Source organism: Microbacterium aurantiacum, from assembly GCF_031625015.1.
Taxonomy (GTDB): domain Bacteria; phylum Actinomycetota; class Actinomycetes; order Actinomycetales; family Microbacteriaceae; genus Microbacterium; species Microbacterium aurantiacum.
The window spans coordinates 1-20705 of record NZ_JAHWXH010000004.1 but is presented as its reverse complement, the minus strand read 5'-3'; the positions used below and the strand labels follow the sequence as shown (position 1 = coordinate 20705).

20 protein-coding genes are annotated in these 20705 nt (G+C 69.3%); 19 read left to right on the top strand and 1 reads right to left on the bottom strand.

Features of this window, described 5'->3' with window-relative positions; translation table 11 throughout:
* The first annotated feature begins 258 nt into the window (after positions 1–258).
* The 18 genes from infC (at position 259) to KZC50_RS14075 (ending at position 18308) form a co-directional block, all read left to right on the top strand.
* Positions 259–852: a translation initiation factor IF-3 gene (infC, locus tag KZC50_RS14160; protein WP_375294613.1), complete on the top strand. Its 594-nt coding sequence runs from the start codon at positions 259–261 to the stop codon at positions 850–852.
* Between the two features lie 70 nt (positions 853–922).
* A complete protein-coding gene (gene rpmI / locus KZC50_RS14155) occupies positions 923–1117 on the top strand; it encodes a 50S ribosomal protein L35 (protein WP_053547532.1) in 195 nt (64 codons plus the stop codon).
* Between the two features lie 29 nt (positions 1118–1146).
* Positions 1147–1530 (top strand): 50S ribosomal protein L20, encoded by a 384-nt coding sequence (gene rplT / locus KZC50_RS14150; protein WP_053547531.1) that lies wholly within the window; start codon positions 1147–1149, stop codon positions 1528–1530.
* A 104-nt stretch (positions 1531–1634) separates the two neighbouring features.
* The gene (locus KZC50_RS14145; RefSeq protein ID WP_310892095.1) at positions 1635–2435 is read left to right on the top strand and encodes a TrmH family RNA methyltransferase; all 801 of its coding nucleotides are present in this window, start codon (positions 1635–1637) and stop codon (positions 2433–2435) included.
* Positions 2436–2527: 92 nt separating this feature from the next.
* Entirely contained in the window at positions 2528–3322 is a 795-nt protein-coding gene (locus KZC50_RS14140) for an amino acid ABC transporter ATP-binding protein (RefSeq protein WP_053547529.1), read from the top strand.
* A 79-nt stretch (positions 3323–3401) separates the two neighbouring features.
* Positions 3402–4274 (top strand): glutamate ABC transporter substrate-binding protein, encoded by an 873-nt coding sequence (locus KZC50_RS14135; protein WP_310892094.1) that lies wholly within the window; start codon positions 3402–3404, stop codon positions 4272–4274.
* A gap of 78 nt (positions 4275–4352) precedes the next feature.
* Entirely contained in the window at positions 4353–5000 is a 648-nt protein-coding gene (locus tag KZC50_RS14130; protein WP_053547527.1) for an amino acid ABC transporter permease, read from the top strand.
* Positions 4997–5932: an amino acid ABC transporter permease gene (locus KZC50_RS14125; RefSeq protein ID WP_310892093.1), complete on the top strand. Its 936-nt coding sequence runs from the start codon at positions 4997–4999 to the stop codon at positions 5930–5932. Before KZC50_RS14130 ends, KZC50_RS14125 begins: the two co-directional genes overlap by 4 nt.
* A 41-nt stretch (positions 5933–5973) precedes the next feature.
* Entirely contained in the window at positions 5974–7038 is a 1065-nt protein-coding gene (gene pheS, locus KZC50_RS14120; RefSeq protein ID WP_053547525.1) for a phenylalanine--tRNA ligase subunit alpha, read from the top strand.
* Entirely contained in the window at positions 7038–9545 is a 2508-nt protein-coding gene (gene pheT, locus KZC50_RS14115) for a phenylalanine--tRNA ligase subunit beta (RefSeq protein WP_310892092.1), read from the top strand. The genes pheS and pheT overlap by 1 nt, the downstream gene beginning before the upstream one ends.
* A gap of 266 nt (positions 9546–9811) precedes the next feature.
* The gene (argC, locus tag KZC50_RS14110; protein WP_310892091.1) at positions 9812–10879 is read left to right on the top strand and encodes an N-acetyl-gamma-glutamyl-phosphate reductase; all 1068 of its coding nucleotides are present in this window, start codon (positions 9812–9814) and stop codon (positions 10877–10879) included.
* The gene (gene argJ / locus KZC50_RS14105; protein ID WP_301135697.1) at positions 10876–12033 is read left to right on the top strand and encodes a bifunctional glutamate N-acetyltransferase/amino-acid acetyltransferase ArgJ; all 1158 of its coding nucleotides are present in this window, start codon (positions 10876–10878) and stop codon (positions 12031–12033) included. The genes argC and argJ overlap by 4 nt, the downstream gene beginning before the upstream one ends.
* Positions 12030–12929 carry an acetylglutamate kinase gene (gene argB / locus KZC50_RS14100; protein ID WP_310892090.1) on the top strand — a complete coding sequence of 300 codons (900 nt, stop codon included), beginning with the start codon at positions 12030–12032 and terminating at the stop codon, positions 12927–12929. The genes argJ and argB overlap by 4 nt, the downstream gene beginning before the upstream one ends.
* Complete coding sequence (locus tag KZC50_RS14095) at positions 12926–14158, top strand: acetylornithine transaminase (RefSeq protein ID WP_301135696.1); 1233 nt, start codon at positions 12926–12928, stop codon at positions 14156–14158. The genes argB and KZC50_RS14095 overlap by 4 nt, the downstream gene beginning before the upstream one ends.
* The gene (gene argF / locus KZC50_RS14090; RefSeq protein ID WP_301135694.1) at positions 14155–15084 is read left to right on the top strand and encodes an ornithine carbamoyltransferase; all 930 of its coding nucleotides are present in this window, start codon (positions 14155–14157) and stop codon (positions 15082–15084) included. Before KZC50_RS14095 ends, argF begins: the two co-directional genes overlap by 4 nt.
* Entirely contained in the window at positions 15057–16169 is a 1113-nt protein-coding gene (locus KZC50_RS14085) for a heparan-alpha-glucosaminide N-acetyltransferase domain-containing protein (RefSeq protein ID WP_310892089.1), read from the top strand. The genes argF and KZC50_RS14085 overlap by 28 nt, the downstream gene beginning before the upstream one ends.
* A 9-nt stretch (positions 16170–16178) precedes the next feature.
* Entirely contained in the window at positions 16179–17609 is a 1431-nt protein-coding gene (argH, locus tag KZC50_RS14080) for an argininosuccinate lyase (protein ID WP_053547517.1), read from the top strand.
* A gap of 54 nt (positions 17610–17663) precedes the next feature.
* A complete protein-coding gene (locus tag KZC50_RS14075; protein ID WP_053547516.1) occupies positions 17664–18308 on the top strand; it encodes a SatD family protein in 645 nt (214 codons plus the stop codon).
* 1 nt (position 18309) lies between these two features.
* On the opposite strand, the gene KZC50_RS14070 is transcribed toward KZC50_RS14075, so the two are convergent.
* A complete protein-coding gene (locus KZC50_RS14070; RefSeq protein ID WP_301135690.1) occupies positions 18310–18909 on the bottom strand; it encodes a hypothetical protein in 600 nt (199 codons plus the stop codon).
* 57 nt (positions 18910–18966) lie between these two features.
* Here KZC50_RS14070 and tyrS point away from each other — a divergent pair, with 57 nt between their 5' ends.
* On the top strand, positions 18967–20310 hold the full coding sequence (tyrS, locus tag KZC50_RS14065) for a tyrosine--tRNA ligase (protein WP_375294612.1): 1344 nt from the start codon (positions 18967–18969) through the stop codon (positions 20308–20310).
* Positions 20311–20705 lie beyond the last annotated feature (395 nt).

Genomic DNA, 20705 nt, shown 5'->3' with positions numbered 1-20705 from the left:
GGCATCCTGCTCCGGAACGAAAGAGGATTTGATCCCACCCGCGCTTGCCGCTCCAGGCTACCGGGTCATGCACTCCGCCTCGGACGTCTCGTCAGAGGTCGTCCCTCATCGGGTTCGGGTGCGAGAAAGCCGGCGCCGGTGCGCCGTGCGGGTGGAAGCGAACTCCTCTTTCCGCCGCGAGGACACTCGCGGTGGCTGTCACCCGTCACGTCAGAGGAGTTCCGCATCAGCGATCCCCGCACCAATGAGCGCATTCGCGTGCCCGAGGTCCGACTCGTCGGTCCCGGCGGCGAACAGGTCGGCGTCGTCCGCATCGAAGTCGCCATGCGACTGGCTCAGGAGGCCGATCTCGACCTGGTCGAGGTGGCGCCCAACTCCAAGCCGCCCGTCGTCAAGATCATGGACTACGGGAAGTTCAAGTACGAGGCCGCTCAGAAGGCCAAGGAAGCGCGTCGCAACCAGGCGAACACGGTTCTCAAAGAGGTCCGGTTCCGTCTGAAGATCGAGGCGCACGACTACATCACCAAGCTCAAGCGCGCGGAGGGCTTCCTCCAGGCCGGCGACAAGGTCAAGGCGATGATCCTCTTCCGCGGTCGCGAGCAGTCGCGTCCGGAGCAGGGCGTGCGTCTGCTGCGCAAGTTCGCCGAGGACGTCGCGGAGTTCGGCACCGTCGAGTCGAACCCGACCATCGACGGCCGCAACATGGTGATGGTGGTCGCCCCGCACAAGAACAAGTCCGAGGTCAAGACGGAGCAGAACGCCCAGCGTGCGGCGAACAAGGAAGCGGCGCGCTCCGCGCGGCATGCGGACGACGACGACGTCGACGACGCCGCCACGGACGACGACGAATAGGCCCCCAGACTCCCGCACCGCGGGACCCAGACTCCCGCCCGCGCGGGATGCGATAACGAAGGAAGAACAGATGCCGAAGCAGAAGACCCACTCGGGTGCCAAGAAGCGCTTCAAGCTGACCGGGAGCGGAAAGCTGATGAAGCAGCAGGCCGGTATGCGCCACAACCTCGAGGGCAAGTCGTCGCGCCGGACGCGCCGTCTGAACCAGGAGCAGGTTCTGGCCCCGGGCGACGCCAAGGTCGCCAAGAAGCTCCTCGGCCACTGAGCGCTTTCGCACGATAGGAAACAGAAGAAATGGCAAGAGTAAAGCGGGCGGTCAACGCCCACAAGAAGCGTCGCGTCATCCTCGAACGCGCCTCCGGCTACCGCGGGCAGCGCTCGCGTCTGTACCGCAAGGCCAAGGAGCAGGTCACGCACTCGCTGGTCTACGCGTACCGTGACCGTCGTAAGCGCAAGGGCGACTTCCGTCGCCTGTGGATCCAGCGCATCAACGCCGCGAGCCGCCAGAACGGTCTGACCTACAACCGCTTCATGCAGGGCCTCGGCCTCGCGGGCGTGCAGGTCGACCGTCGGATGCTCGCCGAGCTCGCGGTCAACGAGCCGGCGACCTTCGCCTCGCTCGTCGCGACGGCCAAGGCGGCTCTCCCGGAGAACGTCAACGCCCCCAAGGGTGCGTGAGCGGCATCCGCTGACAGAACGGGCGCTTCCCCTCGGGGAGGCGCCCGTTCTCCTGTTCCGGGCGGTGTCGGATGCCGGCGCCCACGGTCCCTAGGATGAGAGACGTGCTGGAGAATCCGCGATCGCCGCGCGTACGCGCCGTCGCGAAGCTGACCAAGCGGCCCGCGCGCGCGGAGACCGGGCTGTTCCTCCTCGAGGGACCGCAGGCCGCGCGCGAAGCACTCACGCACCGCCCCGACATCGTGGTCGAGGTCTTCGCGACTCCGTCCGCGCTGGAGCGGCACGCCGACATCCGCGCCGCCGCCGACGCGGCGGGTGTCGAGGTGGTGCTCGCGACCGAAAGCGTGGTCGACGCGATGGCCGACACGGTCACCCCGCAGGGAATCGTCGCCGTCGCGCGGCAGGCCCCGACATCCGTGCGGGACATCTTCGCCGGAACGCCCCGACTCGTCGCCATCTGCGAAGAGGTCCGCGACCCCGGCAATCTCGGGACCATCATCCGCGCGGCGGACGCCGCCGGCGCGGACGCCGTCGTCCTCACCGGCCGAACCGTCGATCCGTTCAACCCCAAGGTGGTGCGCTCCACCACGGGCTCTCTGTTCCACCTCCCCGTCGCCGTCGGTGTGGACCTGGCCGATGCGGTCCGGCGGGCACGCGCGGCCGGCGTGCGCGTCATCGCCGCGGACGTCGGGGGAGGGGACTTCCTGGGTGCGCGCGATCTCCTCGCCGAACCGACCGCCTGGCTCTTCGGAAACGAGGCCCGCGGTCTCGAGGATGAGGCGCTCGCGCTCGCCGATCTCTCCCTGCGTCTGCCGATCTACGGGTCGGCGGAGTCGTTGAACCTCGCCACCGCCGCGAGCGTCTGCCTCTATGAGAGCGCATTCGCGCAGCGCGCCGCGCGCTGATCCGCGTCCGGTCTGCCCGCCGTGCATCACGGCCCGGTAAAGGTTGGTGTGGATAACCTGCGTGAGCGTTGAGGTGTGCCTAAGCTTGCCGGATGACCAGCTCAGCGGACGAAAGCGCCCCCGCGACGTCGAACATCTCGGTGCGGCGCGGTGAGCCGCTCGTGGTCGTGGAGCACGTCGACAAGCACTTCGGCGAGCTGCACGTCCTCCAAGACATCAACACGGTGGTCAACCGAGGGGAGGTCGTCGTCGTGATCGGGCCCTCGGGATCCGGAAAATCGACCCTCTGCCGCGCGATCAATCGCCTCGAGACGATCGACTCCGGCTCGATCTCGATCGACGGCGTCCCGCTGCCCGAGGAGGGGGCGGGACTGGCGCGTCTTCGCGCCGACGTCGGCATGGTATTCCAGTCGTTCAATCTCTTCGCGCACAAGACGGTCCTCGAGAACGTGACCCTCGGGCCGATCAAAGTGCGGAAGATGTCGAAGAAGGACGCCGAGACCGAGGCGATGCGGCTCCTCGAGCGTGTCGGCGTCGCCAATCAGGCCAAGAAGATGCCGGCGCAGCTCTCCGGCGGTCAGCAGCAGCGTGTGGCGATCGCCCGTTCCCTCGCGATGAACCCGAAGGTCATCCTCATGGATGAGCCGACGAGTGCGCTCGACCCCGAGATGATCAACGAAGTACTCGACGTCATGATCGGACTCGCGTCGGATGGAATGACGATGATCGTCGTGACCCACGAGATGGGCTTCGCGCGGAAGGCCGCCGATCGCGTGCTCTTCATGGCCGACGGCGCGATCGTCGAGGAGGCTACGCCCGAACAGTTCTTCACGAACCCACAGAGCGCGAGGGCGCAGGACTTCCTGTCCAAGATCCTCGAGCACTGACGCAGACCAGGGCACCACGAGTGCGCCGGACCCGGAGGAGAGTCGCCACGCGCGACCGCACACAGCAAAGGACGAAGACATGAAGCGAACGAGAATTCCCCTGATTGCCCTTGCGGCCGTGAGCGCGCTCGCCCTCTCGGCGTGCGCGGGTGGCACCGACGACGCCGGGGGCGATACCAGCGCGCCGCCCGTCGAAGAGGTCACCTTCGAAGAGGGCACGACGATGGCGGAGCTCGCCGACGCCGGCACGATCACGATCGGCACCAAGTTCGACCAGCCCCTGTTCGGCCTCATGGGCCCGTCGGGTACTCCCGAAGGCTTCGACGTCGAGATCGGCAAGATCATCGCGGCGCAGCTCGGCATCTCGGAGGACAACATCGAGTGGGTCGAGACCGTTTCGGCGAACCGCGAGCCTTTCATCGAGAACGGCCAGGTCGATATCGTCATCGCCACCTACACGATCAACGACACCCGTAAGGAAGTCGTCTCCTTCGCCGGCCCGTACTACATGGCGGGTCAGTCGATCCTCGTCCTCGCCGACAACGAAGACATCCAGAGCGAGGAGGACCTCGTCGGTCAGCCGGTGTGCTCGGTCACTGGTTCCACGCCTGCGGAGAACCTCGCCGAGCTCGGTGCGGAACCTGTCCTGACCGACACGTACTCGAATTGCCTCGAGCCGCTGCGGACCGGTGCCGTGGTGGCGGTGTCGACGGACAACGTGATCCTCGCCGGTCTCGCCGCGCAGAACGAGGGGGAGTTCAAGGTCGTGGGTGAGCCGTTCACGGATGAGCCCTACGGCATCGGTCTCGCGCTCGATGACACCGACTTCCGCATGTGGATCAACGACGTGCTCGAAGCGTCCTACGAGGACGGCACCTACGAGGCGGCGTGGAACAGCACGGCCGGCACGATCCTGCCGTTCGTCGACCCGCCGGCACCGGACCGCTACTGATATCGGGGATGCCTCGAGCCGGTGCCCCGCGCCGGCTCGAGGCATCCGACGTCTCGTTGACGTGAGAGAGGAGGGGAAATGGAGCAGTACCTCAGTCTGTGGCCCACCTTCTGGGAGGGCTTCCGAGTCACGCTGCTGTTGTTGGCCGTGTCGGGTGTGCTCTCGCTGATCCTCGGCACGATCATCGCGGCGATGCGCATCTCGCCTATCGGGTCTTTGCGCCTGTTCGCCGCGTTCTGGACGGAGATCGCGCGCAACACCCCACTCACCCTGGTCTTCTTCTTCTTCGCGGTCGTCGTTCCCTTCCTGGGAGTGCGGGTGCCGTACATCCCGCTCGCCATCGCTGCGCTGGCCTACTACACGTCGCCGTTCGTGGCGGAGGCGTTGCGTTCCGGCATCAATGGGGTCCCGGTGGGACAGGCTGAGGCGGCCCGCAGCATCGGTCTCGGCTTCGGCCAGACGGTGTCGCTCGTCGTTCTGCCGCAAGCGTTCCGCATGACGATTCCGCCGCTGATCAACGTGTTCATCGCCCTGACGAAGAACACGTCCGTCGCGGGGGGCTTCTTCGTGGTCGAACTGTTCGCGGCCACCCGGGCGCTTGCGAACGGGAACGGGAACATGGTCATCCTGATCCTCCTCACCGCCGCGGCGCTGTATCTGGCCGTCACCATTCCGCTGGGGCTCCTGGCGGGACAGATCGAGCGACGGGTGGTGGTGCAGCGATGAGCGCTCCCAGCGTCCTCTTCGACGCCCCCGGCCCGCGGGCCCGGCGGCTCTCACGTATCGCGTCGATCATCGGCGCCATCGTCATCCTGGCTGCGCTCGCGTGGCTCGTCTGGATCCTGGCGACACCTCGGGTGTCCGGCGGGGTTCCCGTGCCGGCGATCCTCGATCCGGTGCGGTGGGATATCTTCACGGACCCCGAGGTGTGGGGAGCGATCGGCCGTGGCGTCGTCGCGACCCTGCAGGCTGCGGCGGTGGCGGCCGTCGGCGCGATCGTGCTCGGCGTCGCCCTCTCCCTCATGCGCAGTTCGACCATCGCGTGGGTGCGCCTGCCGACCGCGTGGCTCATCGAGTTCCTCCGCGGGATGCCGGTCCTGTTGATGATGCTGTTCATCCTCCTCGTTGCTTCGACCGGCGCCTTCTGGGCTGTCGTGATCGCCCTCATCCTCTATAACGGGACGCTTATCGGGGAGGCGCTGCGCGCGGGGCTGGCCGCGCTCCCGCGGGGACAGCGAGAGGCGGCGCTGAGCGTCGGGATGCGTGATTTCCAGTCCAAGATGCTTGTGGAGTTCCCTCAGGCATTCCGACAGATGCTCCCGATCATCGTCGCCCAGCTCGTCGTGCTTCTGAAGGACACATCTCTCGGATTCATCGTCGGTTACAACGAGATCATCCGCACGATGATGAACAACCTGGCCAGCTTCTACGGGAACCGTTACCTGTTCTCCTTGTTCTTCGTGTGCCTCGCGATCTACCTCGTGATCAACCTGTTGCTGTCGTGGTTCGCTCGGTGGCTTTCCCGGCGCACAGCGAGCGGTGGGCGGAGAGCGAAGCAGCAGGAACCGTCCCCCGGGCTCGCCGACCCCACGTCCGCCATCCGTCTGGCGGATGCTCAGATACCGGATCGCCGCACGGGCGGTGACGCCGGGAACTGAATGGACACGTCGGACCGGTCGCATCGGTAGACTCGCTTCTCGTGTCTGAAGCGCGCGAGAATCCGCCGGCCGCCCCTCCCGCCATCACCCCCGAGGCGGTGGATGCCGCGGTCGAGGCCGCGCTGACGGCCGTCACCGACGCCGGCGACACCGCCGCACTCAAGGCCGCGCGTTCGGCCCACGCGGCCGAGGGCTCCACGCTGGCGGCGTTGAACGCCCGGCTGCGGAACGTCCCCGCCGATCAGAAGGCCGCGCTCGGCAAGCTCGTCGGTCAGGCGCGCGGGCGCGTTTCGTCCGCGTTCGCCGCGCGCGAGAAGGAGCTCGCCGAGGCGGAGACGGCCGCGGCGCTCGAAGCCGAGCGCGTGGACATCACCGCGCTCGCCGGCCGCGCACGCGTCGGGGCACGGCATCCGCTCACGCTCCTCCAGGAGCAGATCGGCGACATCTTCGTCGGCATGGGGTGGGAGGTCGCGGAGGGCCCCGAGCTCGAACACGAGTGGTACAACTTCGACGCCCTGAACCTCGACCCGGATCACCCGGCGCGGCAGATGCAGGACACCTTCTACGTCGATCCGGTCGAACGGCACCTGGTTCTTCGCACCCAGACCTCTCCCGTCCAGATGCGGACGATGCTCACCCGTGAGCTGCCGGTCTACGTGATCTCACCCGGCCGGGTGTACCGCACCGACGAGTTCGACGCGACGCACCTGCCGGTCTTCAGCCAGTTCGAAGGCCTCGTCATCGACAAGGGCATCACGATGGCCCACCTCAAGGGCACCCTCGACCACGTCGCGCGCGCCCTGTTCGGCGCCGAGGCGAAGACCCGGTTCCGGGCCAACTACTTCCCGTTCACGGAGCCGTCCGCCGAGCTCGACCTGTGGCACCCCACCTTCACCGGCGGTGCCCGGTGGATCGAGTGGGGCGGCTGCGGCATGGTGAACCCGAACGTCCTCCGCGCGGCGGGCATCGACCCCGAGGAGTACTCCGGGTTCGCGTTCGGCATGGGAATCGAGCGGACCCTGATGTTCCGCAGCGACGTCAAGGACATGCGCGACATGGCCGAGGGCGATGTCCGCTTCAGCGAGCAGTTCGGAATGGTGGTCTGATGCGCGTCCCGCTCTCATGGCTTCGCGAGTTCGTCGACGTCCCGATGTCGGCCACCGGCGAAGACGTCCTCGCCGACCTCGTCCGGGTCGGTTTCGAAGAGGAGGAGGTCCTCGGCTTCGAGCTCACCGGGCCCATCGTCGTGGGCGAGGTCCGCGAGTTCGTCGAGGAACCCCAGTCCAACGGCAAGACGATCCGCTGGTGTCAGGTCGACGTCGGCGATGCCCTCGGCGGCGTCCGCGGGATCGTCTGTGGCGCCCGCAACTTCTTCGCCGGTGACAAGGTCGTCGTCACCCTGCCCGGCGCGGTCCTTCCGGGGCCGTTCCCGATCGCCGCGCGCAAGACCTACGGGCACGTGTCCGACGGCATGATCGCGTCGGCCAAGGAGCTGGGTCTCGGCGACGAGCACTCCGGCATCCTCCGCCTGGTCGATCTCGGGATCGACGCCCCCGTCGGCACCGACGCCATCGCGCTGCTCGGCCTCGACGACGTCGCGGTGGACGTGAACGTCACGCCCGACCGCGGGTACGCGCTGTCGATCCGCGGGATCGCACGGGAGTACTCCCACGCCACCGGCGCGGCGTTCCGTGACCCCGGCGCGAAGGTCTGGGGCGAGGTGAACCTGCACGACGAGACCGCCTTCGCGGTGGCGGTGGAGGACGACGCGCCCATCCGCGGCCGAGTGGGTGCGTCCGAGTTCGTCGCACGCATCGTCCGGGACGTCGACCCGACCAAGCCGACCCCGCCCTGGATGATCGCACGGCTGACGCTCGCCGGCATCCGGTCGCTCGGCATCCTGATCGACATCACCAACTACGTCATGATCGAGCTCGGGCAGCCGATCCACGGCTACGACCTCGACCGGCTTCAGGGCGGCATCACCGTGCGCCGCGCCGCTGCGGGCGAGACGCTGCAGACCCTCGACGGCAAGACCCGGACGCTGCATCCCGAAGACCTGCTGATCGCGGACGCGTCGGGCCCGATCGGCCTGGCGGGGGTGATGGGCGGCGGGACGACCGAGATGACGGACGCGACGCGGAACGTGCTCATCGAAGCGGCGACGTTCGACACCGTCACGATCGCGCGTACGGCTCGACGACACAAGCTCCCCAGCGAAGCATCGCGTCGGTTCGAGCGCGGCGTGGACCCCGCGATCGCGTTCGTCGCGGCCGCCCGGGTCGCCGAGCTCATGGAGCGCTACGCCGGCGGGACGGACACCCGCGCCGGTGGGGCGATCAACGCCACCCGTGTCGACACGATGATCGAGCTGCCGCGGGACTTCGTCTCGGGCCTCATCGGGGTGGACTACACCGCCGACGAGATCGTCTCTTCGCTGGAGATGATCGGAGCGACGGTACGCGAGACGGCCGCCGGCTGGGTCGTGGCGGCGCCGTCCTGGCGACCGGACCTCACCGACAAGTGGACGCTGGCCGAGGAGGTCGCCCGGATCACGGGGTATGACCGCATCCCCTCGGTCCTGCCGATCCCCCCGGCCGGACGCGGTTTCACCGCGGCTCAGCACGGGCGTCGGCGCGTCGCGAACGCGCTCGCCGCGGCCGGGTACGTCGAGACGCCGTCGTTCCCGTTCGTCGCCGAGGCCGACAATCGGCTCCACGGCTCGGCCGGGGGAGGAGAGGTCGCCTCGGTGCGACTCGCGAACCCGTTGGACGGACAGCACCCGTTCCTCCGCCGCTCGCTCGTTCCCGGTCTGCTGCAGGTCGCGCACCGCAACGTCTCGCGCGGCCTGCTGGACCTGGCGCTGTTCGAGTCCGGAGTGGTCTTCCGCCCCGCCATCGGGCAGGCCTACGGCACCCCCTTCGTCCCGCCGCCGGCGGTTCGACCGGATGCCGCGACGCTCGCCGAGCTCGATGCGGCCATCCCGCCGCAGCCTCGCCACATCGCGGTCCTCGTCACCGGCAACCGCGTCGCCAAGCAGCCGGGCGCACCGGCCGAGTCGTTCGAGCTCCTCGACGTCCTCGACGCCGTCCGCACGATCGCCGGTGCCGCCGGCGTGCGCATCGACGTCTCCCAGACGCAGCGCGCGGCTCTTCATCCCGGGCGCGCCGGAGCGCTGTCGGTGGACGGCGTCGAGGTCGGCTACGTCGGGGAGGTCCTCCCGACCGTCGCGGCGGCGGCGGACCTGCCGGGACGCGTGTACGTCGCCGAACTCGACCTCGACCGCGTACTGGATGCCGCGCGGACGGTGACGGCCGTGACGCTGTCGGGCTACCCGGCCGCGACCCAGGACGTCTCGCTCGTGGTCGCCGAAGATGTCGCGGCGGCGACGCTCCGCGATGCGCTCGTCGAGGGCGCCGGCCCGCTGTTGGAGGCCGTGCGGCTCGTCGACGACTATCGCGGCGCAGGCGTGCCCGAGGGCAGCAAGAGCCTCACCTTCGCGCTCCGGTTCCGCGCGCCCGACCGCACGCTGACCGCGGCCGAGGCGACGGAGGCCAAGCTCGCCGGCGTCGCGCGCGCGCAAGAGCGGTGCGGCGCCTCGATCCGAGACTGACCGCGTCCTTCCCGCGGGGAAGGACGCGCCGGGTCCGCCCCGCCGATTTGGTGTGGCGGACCCGGCCTCGATATCGTCTCGGCATGCCCACCGCCGCATCGGGAACCTGCTCCGCGCTTTCGCGCGTCGTTCCCGCGCGCCGACGCCGCGACGGACGCCGACTCTAGGCGACGCCGCGTTCCACCCGTCGCCGGGTGCCGACGGGGTCGTCGCCGCTCCCGGCCCGCCGCGCTCGCCGCGGCATCCGACTCTCTAAGGTGGAACCCATGACGTATTCGGTCGCCGTCTCCGGCGCATCGGGCTATGCCGGCGGCGAGATCCTGCGCCTTCTCGCAGCGCATCCCGACGTCGAGATCCGCACCGTGACCGCGCACTCGAACGCGGGGTCACCGCTCATCGAGCATCAGCCGCACCTGCGCTCGCTCGCGCGTCTCGACCTGCAGCCGACCACCCCCGACGTGCTCGCCGGGCACGATGTCGTCGTCCTCGCCCTCCCGCACGGCCAGTCCGGCGCGATCACGGAGTCGCTGTCGGATGCCGCGCTCGTCATCGACGCGGGCGCGGACCATCGGCTGCAGTCGGTCGCGGACTGGGATCGGTTCTACGGCGGCGACTTCCACGAGCCGTGGGCCTACGGCGTCCCGGAGCTCCCCGTGCGGGGCGGAAAGCAGCGGCAGCACCTGGTCGGCGCGCGCCGGATCGCCGCCCCGGGGTGCAACGCCTCGACCGTGAGCCTGAGTCTCGCGCCGGGCGTCGCCGCCGGCGTCATCGACCCGCGCGACATCGTCTCCGTTCTCGCGGTGGGGCCCTCGGGGGCGGGGAAGTCGCTGAAGACGAATCTGCTCGCCTCCGAGCTCCTCGGCTCGGCGAATCCCTATGCCGTCGGCGGCACCCACCGGCACATCCCCGAGATCCGCCAGGCGCTCGCCGCCGCGTCGCCGTCGGCGGCCGGTGTGAGCGCGGACGAGGGCATCCGGATCTCCTTCACGCCGGTCCTGGTGCCGATGTCGCGCGGCATCCTCGCCACGTCGTCTGCGCCGATCGTCCCCGGGGCGACCGATGCGCAGATCCGTGCGGCGTGGGAGGACGCCTACGCCGAGGAAACGTTCGTCACACTGCTCCCCGAAGGCGTGTTCCCGCGCACGGCGGACGTCGTCGGGGCGAACACCGCCCTGCTCGGTCTCGCCATCGACCGACCTGCGGGTCGGGTGACCGTCGTCGCCGCCGTCGACAACCTCGTCAAGGGCACCGCGGGCGCCGCGGTGCAGTCCATGAACATCGCGCTGGGGCTCCCCGAGGGCACCGCGCTGACCGTGAACGGAGTCGCGCCGTGAGCGTCACCGCACCCCGAGGGTTCGAGGCGGCCGGTGTCGCCGCGGGTCTGAAATCCACCGGCGCGAAAGACGTGGCGGTCGTGGTCAATCGTGGTCCGCTGAAGGTCGGCGCAGCGGTGTTCACATCCAACCGCGCCAAGGCGAATCCGATCCTCTGGTCGCAGCAGGCGATCGCCGACGGCGTCGTCGAGGCCGTCGTGCTCAATTCCGGCGGCGCGAACTGCTTCACCGGCAGCTTCGGGTTCCAGACGACGCACCAGACGGCGGAGAAGGCCGCCGAGCTGCTCGGCGTCGGTGCCGGCGATGTCCAGGTGTGCTCGACCGGGCTGATCGGCACGGGAGACGAGGTCTTCCGCGCGAAGGTCCTCGCCGGGACGGAAGCGGCGATCGACGGTCTCGACCGCGACGGCGGGATCGCGGCATCCGAGGCGATCATGACCACCGATTCCCGGGCCAAGCGCGCCGTCCATGAGGGCGCGGGCTGGACGATCGGCGGAATGGCGAAGGGCGCCGGCATGCTCGCGCCGGGGCTGGCGACGATGCTCGTGGTGCTCACCACGGACGCGGTGCTCGACTCCGCGCAGGCGGATGCGGCGCTGCGCGCTGCGACCAGACGCAGCTTCGATCGCCTCGACTCGGACGGCTGCATGTCGACCAACGATCAGGTGACCCTGCTCGTGAGCGGAGCGAGTGGCGTCACCCCGAGCCCGGACGAGTTCACCGCCGCCCTCGCTTCGGTATGCCTCGACCTCGCGGAGCAGCTGCAGGGGGACGCCGAAGGCGCCGCCCACGACATCACCATCGAGGTGCGCCACGCCGCCTCCGAGGACGACGCGGTCGAGGTGGGGCGCTCGGTCGCCCGCAACAACCTCTTCAAGGCCGCGATCTTCGGCAACGACCCCAACTGGGGCCGCGTGCTCGCCGCGATCGGAACGACCGACGCGACGTTCGACCCCTACGACGTGGACGTGTGGATGAACGGTGTCCGCGTGTGCACCGCGGGCGGGCCGGACCGTCCGCGCGAGGACGTCGATCTCACCCCCCGCGCGACCGACATCGTGATCGACCTCAAGGTCGGCGACGAGACCGCGACGATCCTCACCAACGACCTGACGCACGACTACGTCCACGAGAACAGCGCGTACTCCTCATGACCGATCTCCAAGACACCGATCCCGCCGAGGCGAGCGCGCGCGCGACGACCCTCATCGAATCCCTCCCGTGGCTGCGTCGCTTCCGCGACCAGATCGTGGTGGTCAAGTACGGCGGCAACGCCATGGTGAGCGAAGAGCTCCAGGACGCCTTCGCCGCCGACATCGCATACCTCCGCTACGTCGGCGTCAAGCCCGTCGTCGTGCACGGCGGTGGACCGCAGATCTCCTCGATGCTGGATCGCCTGGCCATCCCGAGCGAATTCAAGGGCGGCTACCGCGTGACCTCGACCGAGGCGATCAGCGTCGTGCGCATGGTCCTGACCGGTCAGATCAACCCCCAGCTGGTCGGGAAGATCAACGCGCACGGCCCCGTGGCCACGGGACTCTCGGGCGAGGACGCCGGACTCTTCGGCGGACGGCGTCGCGGCGTCGTGATCGAGGGGGTCGAGCACGACCTCGGTCGTGTCGGCGACGTGGTGGAGGTCGATCCGCGCCCGATCCACGATCAGCTCGATGCCGGCCGCATCCCGGTCGTCTCGAGCATCGCCCCCGATCTCGACCACCCGGGACACTCGCTGAACGTCAACGCGGATGCCGCGGCATCCGCCCTCGCGGTGGCTCTCGGGGCGGCGAAGCTCGTCGTCCTCACCGACGTCCCCGGGCTCTACGCCGACTGGCCCCGCCGCGACTCGCTCGTTTCGCACCTGACCTCGACCGAGCTGAGGGCGATGATGCCGCGGCTGGAGTCGGGCATGATCCCGAAGATGACGGCGTGTCTCGAAGCGGTCGAAGGCGGAGTCGAGACCGCCGCCATCATCGACGGCCGAGTGCCGCACTCGGTGCTGGTGGAGCTGTTCACCAGCAAGGGAATCGGAACAGAGGTGGTGCGCGGATGACGTGGCAGGACGATGCGGGACGGGACCTGGTCCGCAGCTTCGGACCCCGGATGGCGATGTTCGTCCGAGGCGAAGGGGCCTATGTGTGGGATGCGGACGGCCGTCGGCACCTCGATTTCCTCGCGGGCATCGCCGTCAACTCCCTCGGCCACGCCCACCCGGTGTTCGTCGAGGCGCTCACCCGACAGGCGGCGACCCTCGCCCACGTCTCCAACTACTTCGCCACCCCGCCCCAGCTCGAACTCGCGGCGCGCCTGAAGCGTCTCGCCGGGACAGGGGACGAGGGGCGCGTCTACTTCGCCAACTCCGGGGCGGAGGCCAACGAGGCGGCCTTCAAACTCGCACGCCTGCACGGCGGTGCCGATCGTCCGCGGATCCTGGCGCTGACGGATGCCTTCCATGGACGCACGATGGGAACCCTCGCGCTCACCGGGAAGCCGGCGATGCAGGAGCCTTTCCTGCCCATGACGCCCGGGGTGGAGTTCCTGCCCTCGACGATCGCCGCCCTCGAGGCCGCCGTCGACGACCGCGTCGCCGCCCTCATCGTCGAGCCGATCAAGGGCGAAGCCGGGGTCGTGGACCTGCCGGAGGGATACCTCGCCGCGGCGCGCGAGATCACCGCCCGCCACGGCGCGCTGCTCATCGTCGATGAGATCCAGACGGGTGCGGGACGTACGGGGGAGTGGTTCGCCTTCCAGCACGAGGGCATCACCCCGGATGCCGTCACCGTCGCCAAGGGCATCGGGGGAGGATTCCCGATCGGCGCGCTCATCACCTTCGGCTCCGCCAGCGACCTGTTCTACCCGGGCACGCACGGGTCGACCTTCGGCGGGAACGCCCTCGGCACCGCCGTCGCCTCGGCCGTCCTCGCCGAGATCGAACGCGCCGACCTCGTTGCGGCGGCATCGGCCCGAGGGGCGCAGATCCGCGACGGCGTGGAGGCCCTCGGCTCGGAGCTGGTGTCGGGAACCCGCGGGCGCGGGCTGCTGATCGGCATCGCCCTGACCCGGCCGGTGGCCAAGGCGGTCGTCGCCGCGGCCGCTGAGCACGGTCTCGTCATCAACGCGCCGAACGACGACACGATCCGCGTGGTCCCGCCGCTGACGATCGGCGACATCGAGGTCGACGAGTTCCTCGCGCTCCTCGCCGCATCCCTGCGCACGGTGCAGGACGCGCTCCTGCTCGACGGCTCCCCGCATCCCGCATCCCCCTCGGAGGTTCCCGCATGACCCGCCATCTGCTCCGCGACGACGATCTGACCCCGGCCGAGCAGGCCGAGATCCTCGAGCTCGCCCTGGAGCTGAAGAAAGATCGCTGGAAGCTCAAGCCCCTCGAAGGACCGCAGACCGTCGCGGTCATCTTCGACAAGTCCTCCACGCGGACCCGGGTCTCCTTCGCGGTCGGCATCGCCGACCTCGGCGGAACGCCGTTGATCATCTCGACGGCCAACAGCCAGCTCGGCGGCAAGGAGACCCCCTCCGACACCGCCCGGGTGCTGGAGCGCCAGGTCGCCGCGATCGTCTGGCGCACGTACGCCCAGTCGGGTCTCGAGGAGATGGCGCGCGACACGCGGGTGCCGGTCGTGAACGCGCTCAGCGACGACTTCCACCCCTGCCAGTTGCTCGCGGATCTTCTGACGATCACCGAACACAAGGGCCCGCTCGCCGGACTCACGCTCGCCTTCTTCGGCGACGGGATGTCGAACATGGCGCACTCGTACGTCCTGGCGGGGGTGACGGCGGGCATGCACGTGCGCGTCGCCTCGCCGGAGGACTACGCGCCCCGCTCCGATGTGATCGCCGATGCGGACCGCCGCGCCACCGAGACCGGCGGGTCCGTGACGCTGTTCACGGACCCGATCGAGGCGGCCGCCGGGGCGGACGTGATCGTCACCGACACGTGGGTGTCGATGGGCAAGGAGGAGGAGAAGCTCGCCCGCCTGCGCGATCTCGGCCAATACAAGGTGACGGGGGAGCTGATGCAGCTCGCCCAGGATGACGCGATCTTCATCCACTGCCTTCCCGCCGATCGCGGCTACGAGGTCGACGCGGCCGTCATCGACGGTCCGCAGAGCGTGGTCTGGGATGAGGCCGAGAACCGGCTGCACGCCCAGAAGGCGCTGCTGGTGTGGCTTCTGCGCCAGAGCGCCGCGTGACGGTCGCCGCGAACGTCTCGCGGCTCAACGCCCGCGGTCGCGTCACCGGGCTCGACCTCGCGCGCGGGCTCGCGGTCGTGGGGATGCTCGCGGCCCACCTCCTGGTCATCTCCGACGCCTTCGTCTTCGCCGAGCCGGACACTTGGGTCGCCGTGGTCGACGGGCGCTCGTCCATCCTGTTCGCGACGCTCGCGGGGGTGTCGATCGGTCTCATGACCGGCGGGTCCGTGCCCCCGCGCGGCACCGACCTCACCTCGGCCCGCGTGCGCATCGCGATCCGCGCCGGGATCCTCTGGGTCATCGGCATCCTGCTCATCCTCACCGGCGTCCCGGTCTACGTCATCCTCCCCGCCTACGCGATCCTGTTCCTGATGACGCTGCCCGTCCTGACATGGGGCGCGCGCCGGCTGGCGGTCCTTGCCGCGATCCTGGGCGTGGTGATGCCTCTGCTCCAGGTGCTCCTCGACGAGCTTCCGATCTGGTCGACTCCGCTCGGCGGCGACCTCTCGCTCGCCATCGGATGGAACTACCCCTTCCCGACCTGGATCGCCTTCGTGCTGGCCGGGCTCGCGGTTGCGCGGGCCGACGTCCGTGCGACGGCGGTTCAGCTCCGCGTCCTCGCGGTTGGAGTCGCTCTGGCCCTCGTCGGCTACGGAGCCGACGCCGCCACGGGATACGGACCCGCAGCCGAGCAGGGGGGATGGTGGCCCGCGGTGTGGACCGCCCGCCCGCACTCGTCCGGCCTCCTCGAGGTCATCGGATCCGGGGGGTTCGCCCTCGCCGTCATCGCCGCCGCCGTGCTGCTCTGCCGTGTCACCGCGGTGATGTGGATCGTTCTCCCTTTGCGTGCGGTCGGCGCGATGCCGCTCACCGCGTACACGGTCCAGCTCGTCGTGTGGGCGCTCATCGCCGCCGTCGTCCTGGGAGACCCGAGCGACCTGTCGGGGTTCCGGGCGCTGGAGCCGTTCTGGCCCATGACCCTCGGAATCATCGTCCTCTGCACCGTCTGGGCGCTGTTCGTCGGACGCGGTCCGCTCGAGGGGCTGCTCGACCGCGCCTCCGGTGGGAGTCGAGCGCGCCGATAGGCTGGTGCGGTGAACGAGACCACGGCCGACGGAACCAACGAGGGCGCGCTCTGGGGCGCCCGCTTCGCCTCCGGACCCTCGCCGGAGCTGGCGGCGCTGAGCCGCTCGACCCACTTCGACTGGGACCTGGCCCTGTACGACATCGCCGGTTCGCGCGCTCATGCCGTGGCCCTGCACGACGCGGGGTATCTCAGCGATGACGAGCTCGCCGAGATGCGTGCGGGGCTGGATCGTCTCGCCGCCCGCATCTCGGACGGTTCGCTCCAGCCGGCGGAGGCCGACGAGGATGTCCACGGTGCTCTGGAACAGGCGCTGATCGCCGAGGTCGGTCCCGCGGTCGGGGGCAAGCTCCGGGCCGGCCGCAGTCGGAACGACCAGATCGCCACGCTGGTGCGGATGTTCCTCATCGATCACTCCCGGACCATCGCGCGCGACATCCTGGGGCTCATCGACGCCCTCGTCGCGCAGGCGGAGGCGCACCCCGACGCGATCCTTCCCGGTCGCACCCACCTTCAGCACGCGCAGCCCGTGTTGCTCGCCCATCACCTCCAGGCCCACGCGTGGCCGCTGGTGCGCGACCTCGAGCGGCTCCGGGACTGGACGGTGCGCGCGCGGGTGTCGCCGTACGGCGGCGGGGCGCTCGCCGGATCTTCGCTCGGGCTCGATCCCGTGCTCGTGGCGAGGGAGCTCGGTCTCGGCGACCCGGCCGAGAACTCCATCGACGGCACGTCCGCTCGGGACGTCGTGGCCGAGTTCGCGTTCATCGCGGCGATGATCGGCATCGACCTCTCCCGGTTCGCCGAGGAGATCATCCTCTGGAACACGCGGGAGTTCGGCTTCGTCACGCTGCACGACGGCTACTCGACGGGGTCGAGCATCATGCCGCAGAAGAAGAACCCCGACATCGCCGAACTCGCCCGTGGGAAGTCGGGCCGCCTCATCGGCAACCTCACCGGACTCCTCGCGACCCTCAAGGCGCTGCCGCTGGCCTACAACCGCGATCTGCAGGAGGACAAGGAGCCGGTGTTCGATTCGGTGCGGACCCTCGAGACCGTGCTGCCCGCGTTCACCGGGATGGTCGCGACGCTCACCTTCGACACCGCGCGCATGGCGGAGCTCGCCCCGCAGGGCTTCTCCCTCGCGACGGATGTCGCCGAGTGGCTCGTGACGCAGGGCGTGCCGTTCCGCGAGGCGCACGAGATCTCCGGATCACTGGTGCGGGCCTGCGAGGAGCGCGGGATCGGACTGGAGGAGGCAACCGACGACGTCCTGCAGGCGGTGTCCGCCCAACTGCGTCCGGAGGTCCGCTCCGTGCTCACCGTGGAGGGCTCCGTGGCGAGTCGCGCCGGCACAGGTGGCACGGCGCCGACGCGCGTGGCCGAGCAGAGGGCTGCGCTGGTGCATCGGGCGCAGGAGACGTTCCACGCGCTCGGCCTCTGAGTGAAAATCAGTGATTAACTGATATTTCTCGAATATCAGCGATAAGCTGATGATATGCCCGTCGTTCTGACAGCCGACATCGTCGGCTCGCGCCGTCTGCCCGACCGCGCCGGTGCGCAGCGCGCGATCGAGGACACGATCGCGCGGGTGTCCGCGGAGATCCCGGATGCGGTGACCGCGCCGATCGCGACGACCACGGGTGATGAGCTCCAGGGCGAGCTGGTGTCGGTCGAGGCGGCGCTGTCGTTCACACTGCTCGTCCGGCTCGCGCTCCCCGAGGGGATCGACCTGCGCTTCGGGATCGGCGTCGGCGACACGGTGCGTGTGCCGTCTGCCGGCGGTGACATCGCCGAGGGGTCGGCCTGGTGGGCGGCCCGCGAAGCGATCGATGCCGTCGATGCGCGCGCCCGCCGGGCCGTCCCGAGCGCGCGGACGGCGATCGCGGCCGCCCCCTCGGAGCCGCCCTCCGTTCACGGGATGATCCGGATGGCGTCGGCATACCTGCTCGCTCGCGACGAAGTGGTCACGACGATGTCGGACCGTGCCCGTCGCCTGACCTTCGGTCGATGCGTGGGCAGGACGCAACGGGAATTGGCGGGAGAGGAATCGATCACGCAGTCGGCGGTGTCGCAGGCCCTTGCCGCAGCGGGATCCGCGTCGCTCGTGGAGGGCTACCGGCGGCTGCGCGCAGGGTGGTGATTCACCAGATCACGAGCCGGATCAGCGCGCCGACGACGCTCGCCCAGAGGAGGCTGGCCAGGGTGCCGATGATGAAGCGTTCGCGCGCTTCGGCCGCAGCGAGCTCGGAGAAGCGACCGATGCCCTTCACGGCGACGACGACGGCGATCGCCTCCGGGTAGCCGGCGATCACGGCGATGACCACCGCCAGCCGCTCCAGATAGCCGATCGTCGTCCCCCCGCGAAGCAGGGCGACGGCGTCCGGCTCATCCGGCGCGCCGTCGACCCGGGGTGGGGCGACCAGAATGCCGCCGTCCCGCGTCTCGCGCACGCGTCCGCCGGTCGCCAGCTCCAACACCTGCCGGGTGATCGGGTTGCCGCCCACCGCGGCCACGGCCACGGCGAGGAGTGCGAGCATCGCGCCCATGAGCGTCGGAACGCCGACGGGGGAGACCGCCACCACGACGGTCGCCGCGACGACGAGCCCCGTGGCGACCGCGAGCGGCAACGTCGACGGCCGGCGCAGCGAGACCACGCAGAGCGCGAGGGCCGTCGCGAGGGCGAGGAAGACCAGGATCGACACGGCGGCCATCCACAGCGGCTCGGGCAGGAAGAGGGCCATGGGGGCAGTGTGCCACCGACCGCGGACGGCGCGGGGTCGCCGCGCCCCGCTGATAGCGTGGAAAGCGTGTCTGAAACCGTCGTGAGCGCCCTCGCGCCCGCCAACGACCCGACGTTCGACAACGTCTGGGATGAGCTGGTGTGGCGTGGCCTGGTGCATGTGTCCACAGATCAGGAGGCGCTGCGCGCCCTTCTCGGCGGGGATCCGATCACGTACTACTGCGGCTTCGATCCGACCGCCCCGAGCCTGCATCTCGGGAACCTCGTGCAGCTCCTGGTGATGCGTCGCCTTCAGCTCGCGGGCCACCGTCCTCTCGGGCTCGTCGGAGGATCGACCGGTCTGATCGGCGATCCGCGGCCGTCTTCGGAGCGCACACTCAACACGCGCGAGACCGTCGAGGAATGGGTCAGTTCCCTGCGTGCCCAGGTGGAGCGGTTCCTGAGTTTCGAGGGCGACAACGCCGCGCGCATCGTCAACAACCTCGACTGGACGGCCCCGCTGTCGGCGATCGACTTCCTCCGGGAGGTCGGGAAGCACTACCGCGTCGGGACGATGCTCAAGAAGGACGCGGTGGCGGCACGCCTGAACTCTGAGGCGGGCATCAGCTACACCGAGTTCAGCTACCAGATCCTGCAGGGAATGGACTTCCTCGAACTCCACCGTGCGTACGGCTGCGTCCTGCAGACGGGGGGCAGCGACCAATGGGGCAACCTCACCAGCGGCACGGATCTGATCCACCGTGTGGAGGGGGTGTCAGTGCACGCGATCGGTACGCCGCTGATCACGAACAGCGACGGCACCAAGTTCGGCAAGAGCGAGGGTAACGCGGTCTGGCTGGACGCGCGCATGTGCAGCCCGTACCGCATGTACCAGTTCTGGCTCAACACCGACGACGCCGACGTGATCTCGCGACTGAAGATCTTCACGTTCCTCACGCGCGAGGAGATCGTCGCCTACGAGCGCGCGGTCGCGGACGAGCCCTTCCGGAGGGCGGCGCAGAAGCGCCTCGCGCTCGAGGTCACCGCCTTCGTACATGGAGATGATGCCGCGCGTTCGGTGATCGCCGCGTCGGAGGCCCTTTTCGGGCGGGGAGATCTGACAGCGCTCGATGCGGACGTGCTCCGCTCGGCTCTGGAGGAGCTGCCCCACGCGACGGTGTCGCCCGGGACGACAGTCGTGCAGGCGCTCGTTCAGACCGGACTGGTCTCGAGCATGGGCGAAGCGCGGCGAGCGATCGCTCAGGGGGGAGTCTCGGTCGACGGCGAGAAGGTCACGTCCGAGGACGCGGTGGTCGCTGCGTCCCTGGCCGGTGACGCCGCGGTCCTCCGTCGGGGGAAGAAGACCCTCGCCGGCGTCTTCGTCCGCGGAATTCCGGGCGACACGCCCGGGGTGGACGCGTGATTTGCCGGGTTGCCGGATCCCACGTAAGTTATTACTTGTTCGCCCCACAGGGAAGAGCGAAGGCCGAAAGGCCCGGCCCCCTCAAGCGGTAGAACATCCCCCTCCTCCAGATCTTGCCACCACGGTGGCGTGTGTGTAGGATGGGGAGCCGGTCCACACGGACCGAGTCAGGGACCACTGCTCCATCTCTGTAGCGAAGCGCCGACTCGAATCGTGTGATCGGAACAAGAGAAGTTGCTTCATGGTGACGGCCGAGAGGTCCGATCGTGAACGCATCCGATCCTTGAGAACTCAACAGCGTGCACTTGTCAAATGCCAAATTATCCTCGTCGGTCTTCGGACTGGTGAGAATTCCTTTGGATCAAAGTCCAATCTCTTTTTGGAGGGGTTGGCAT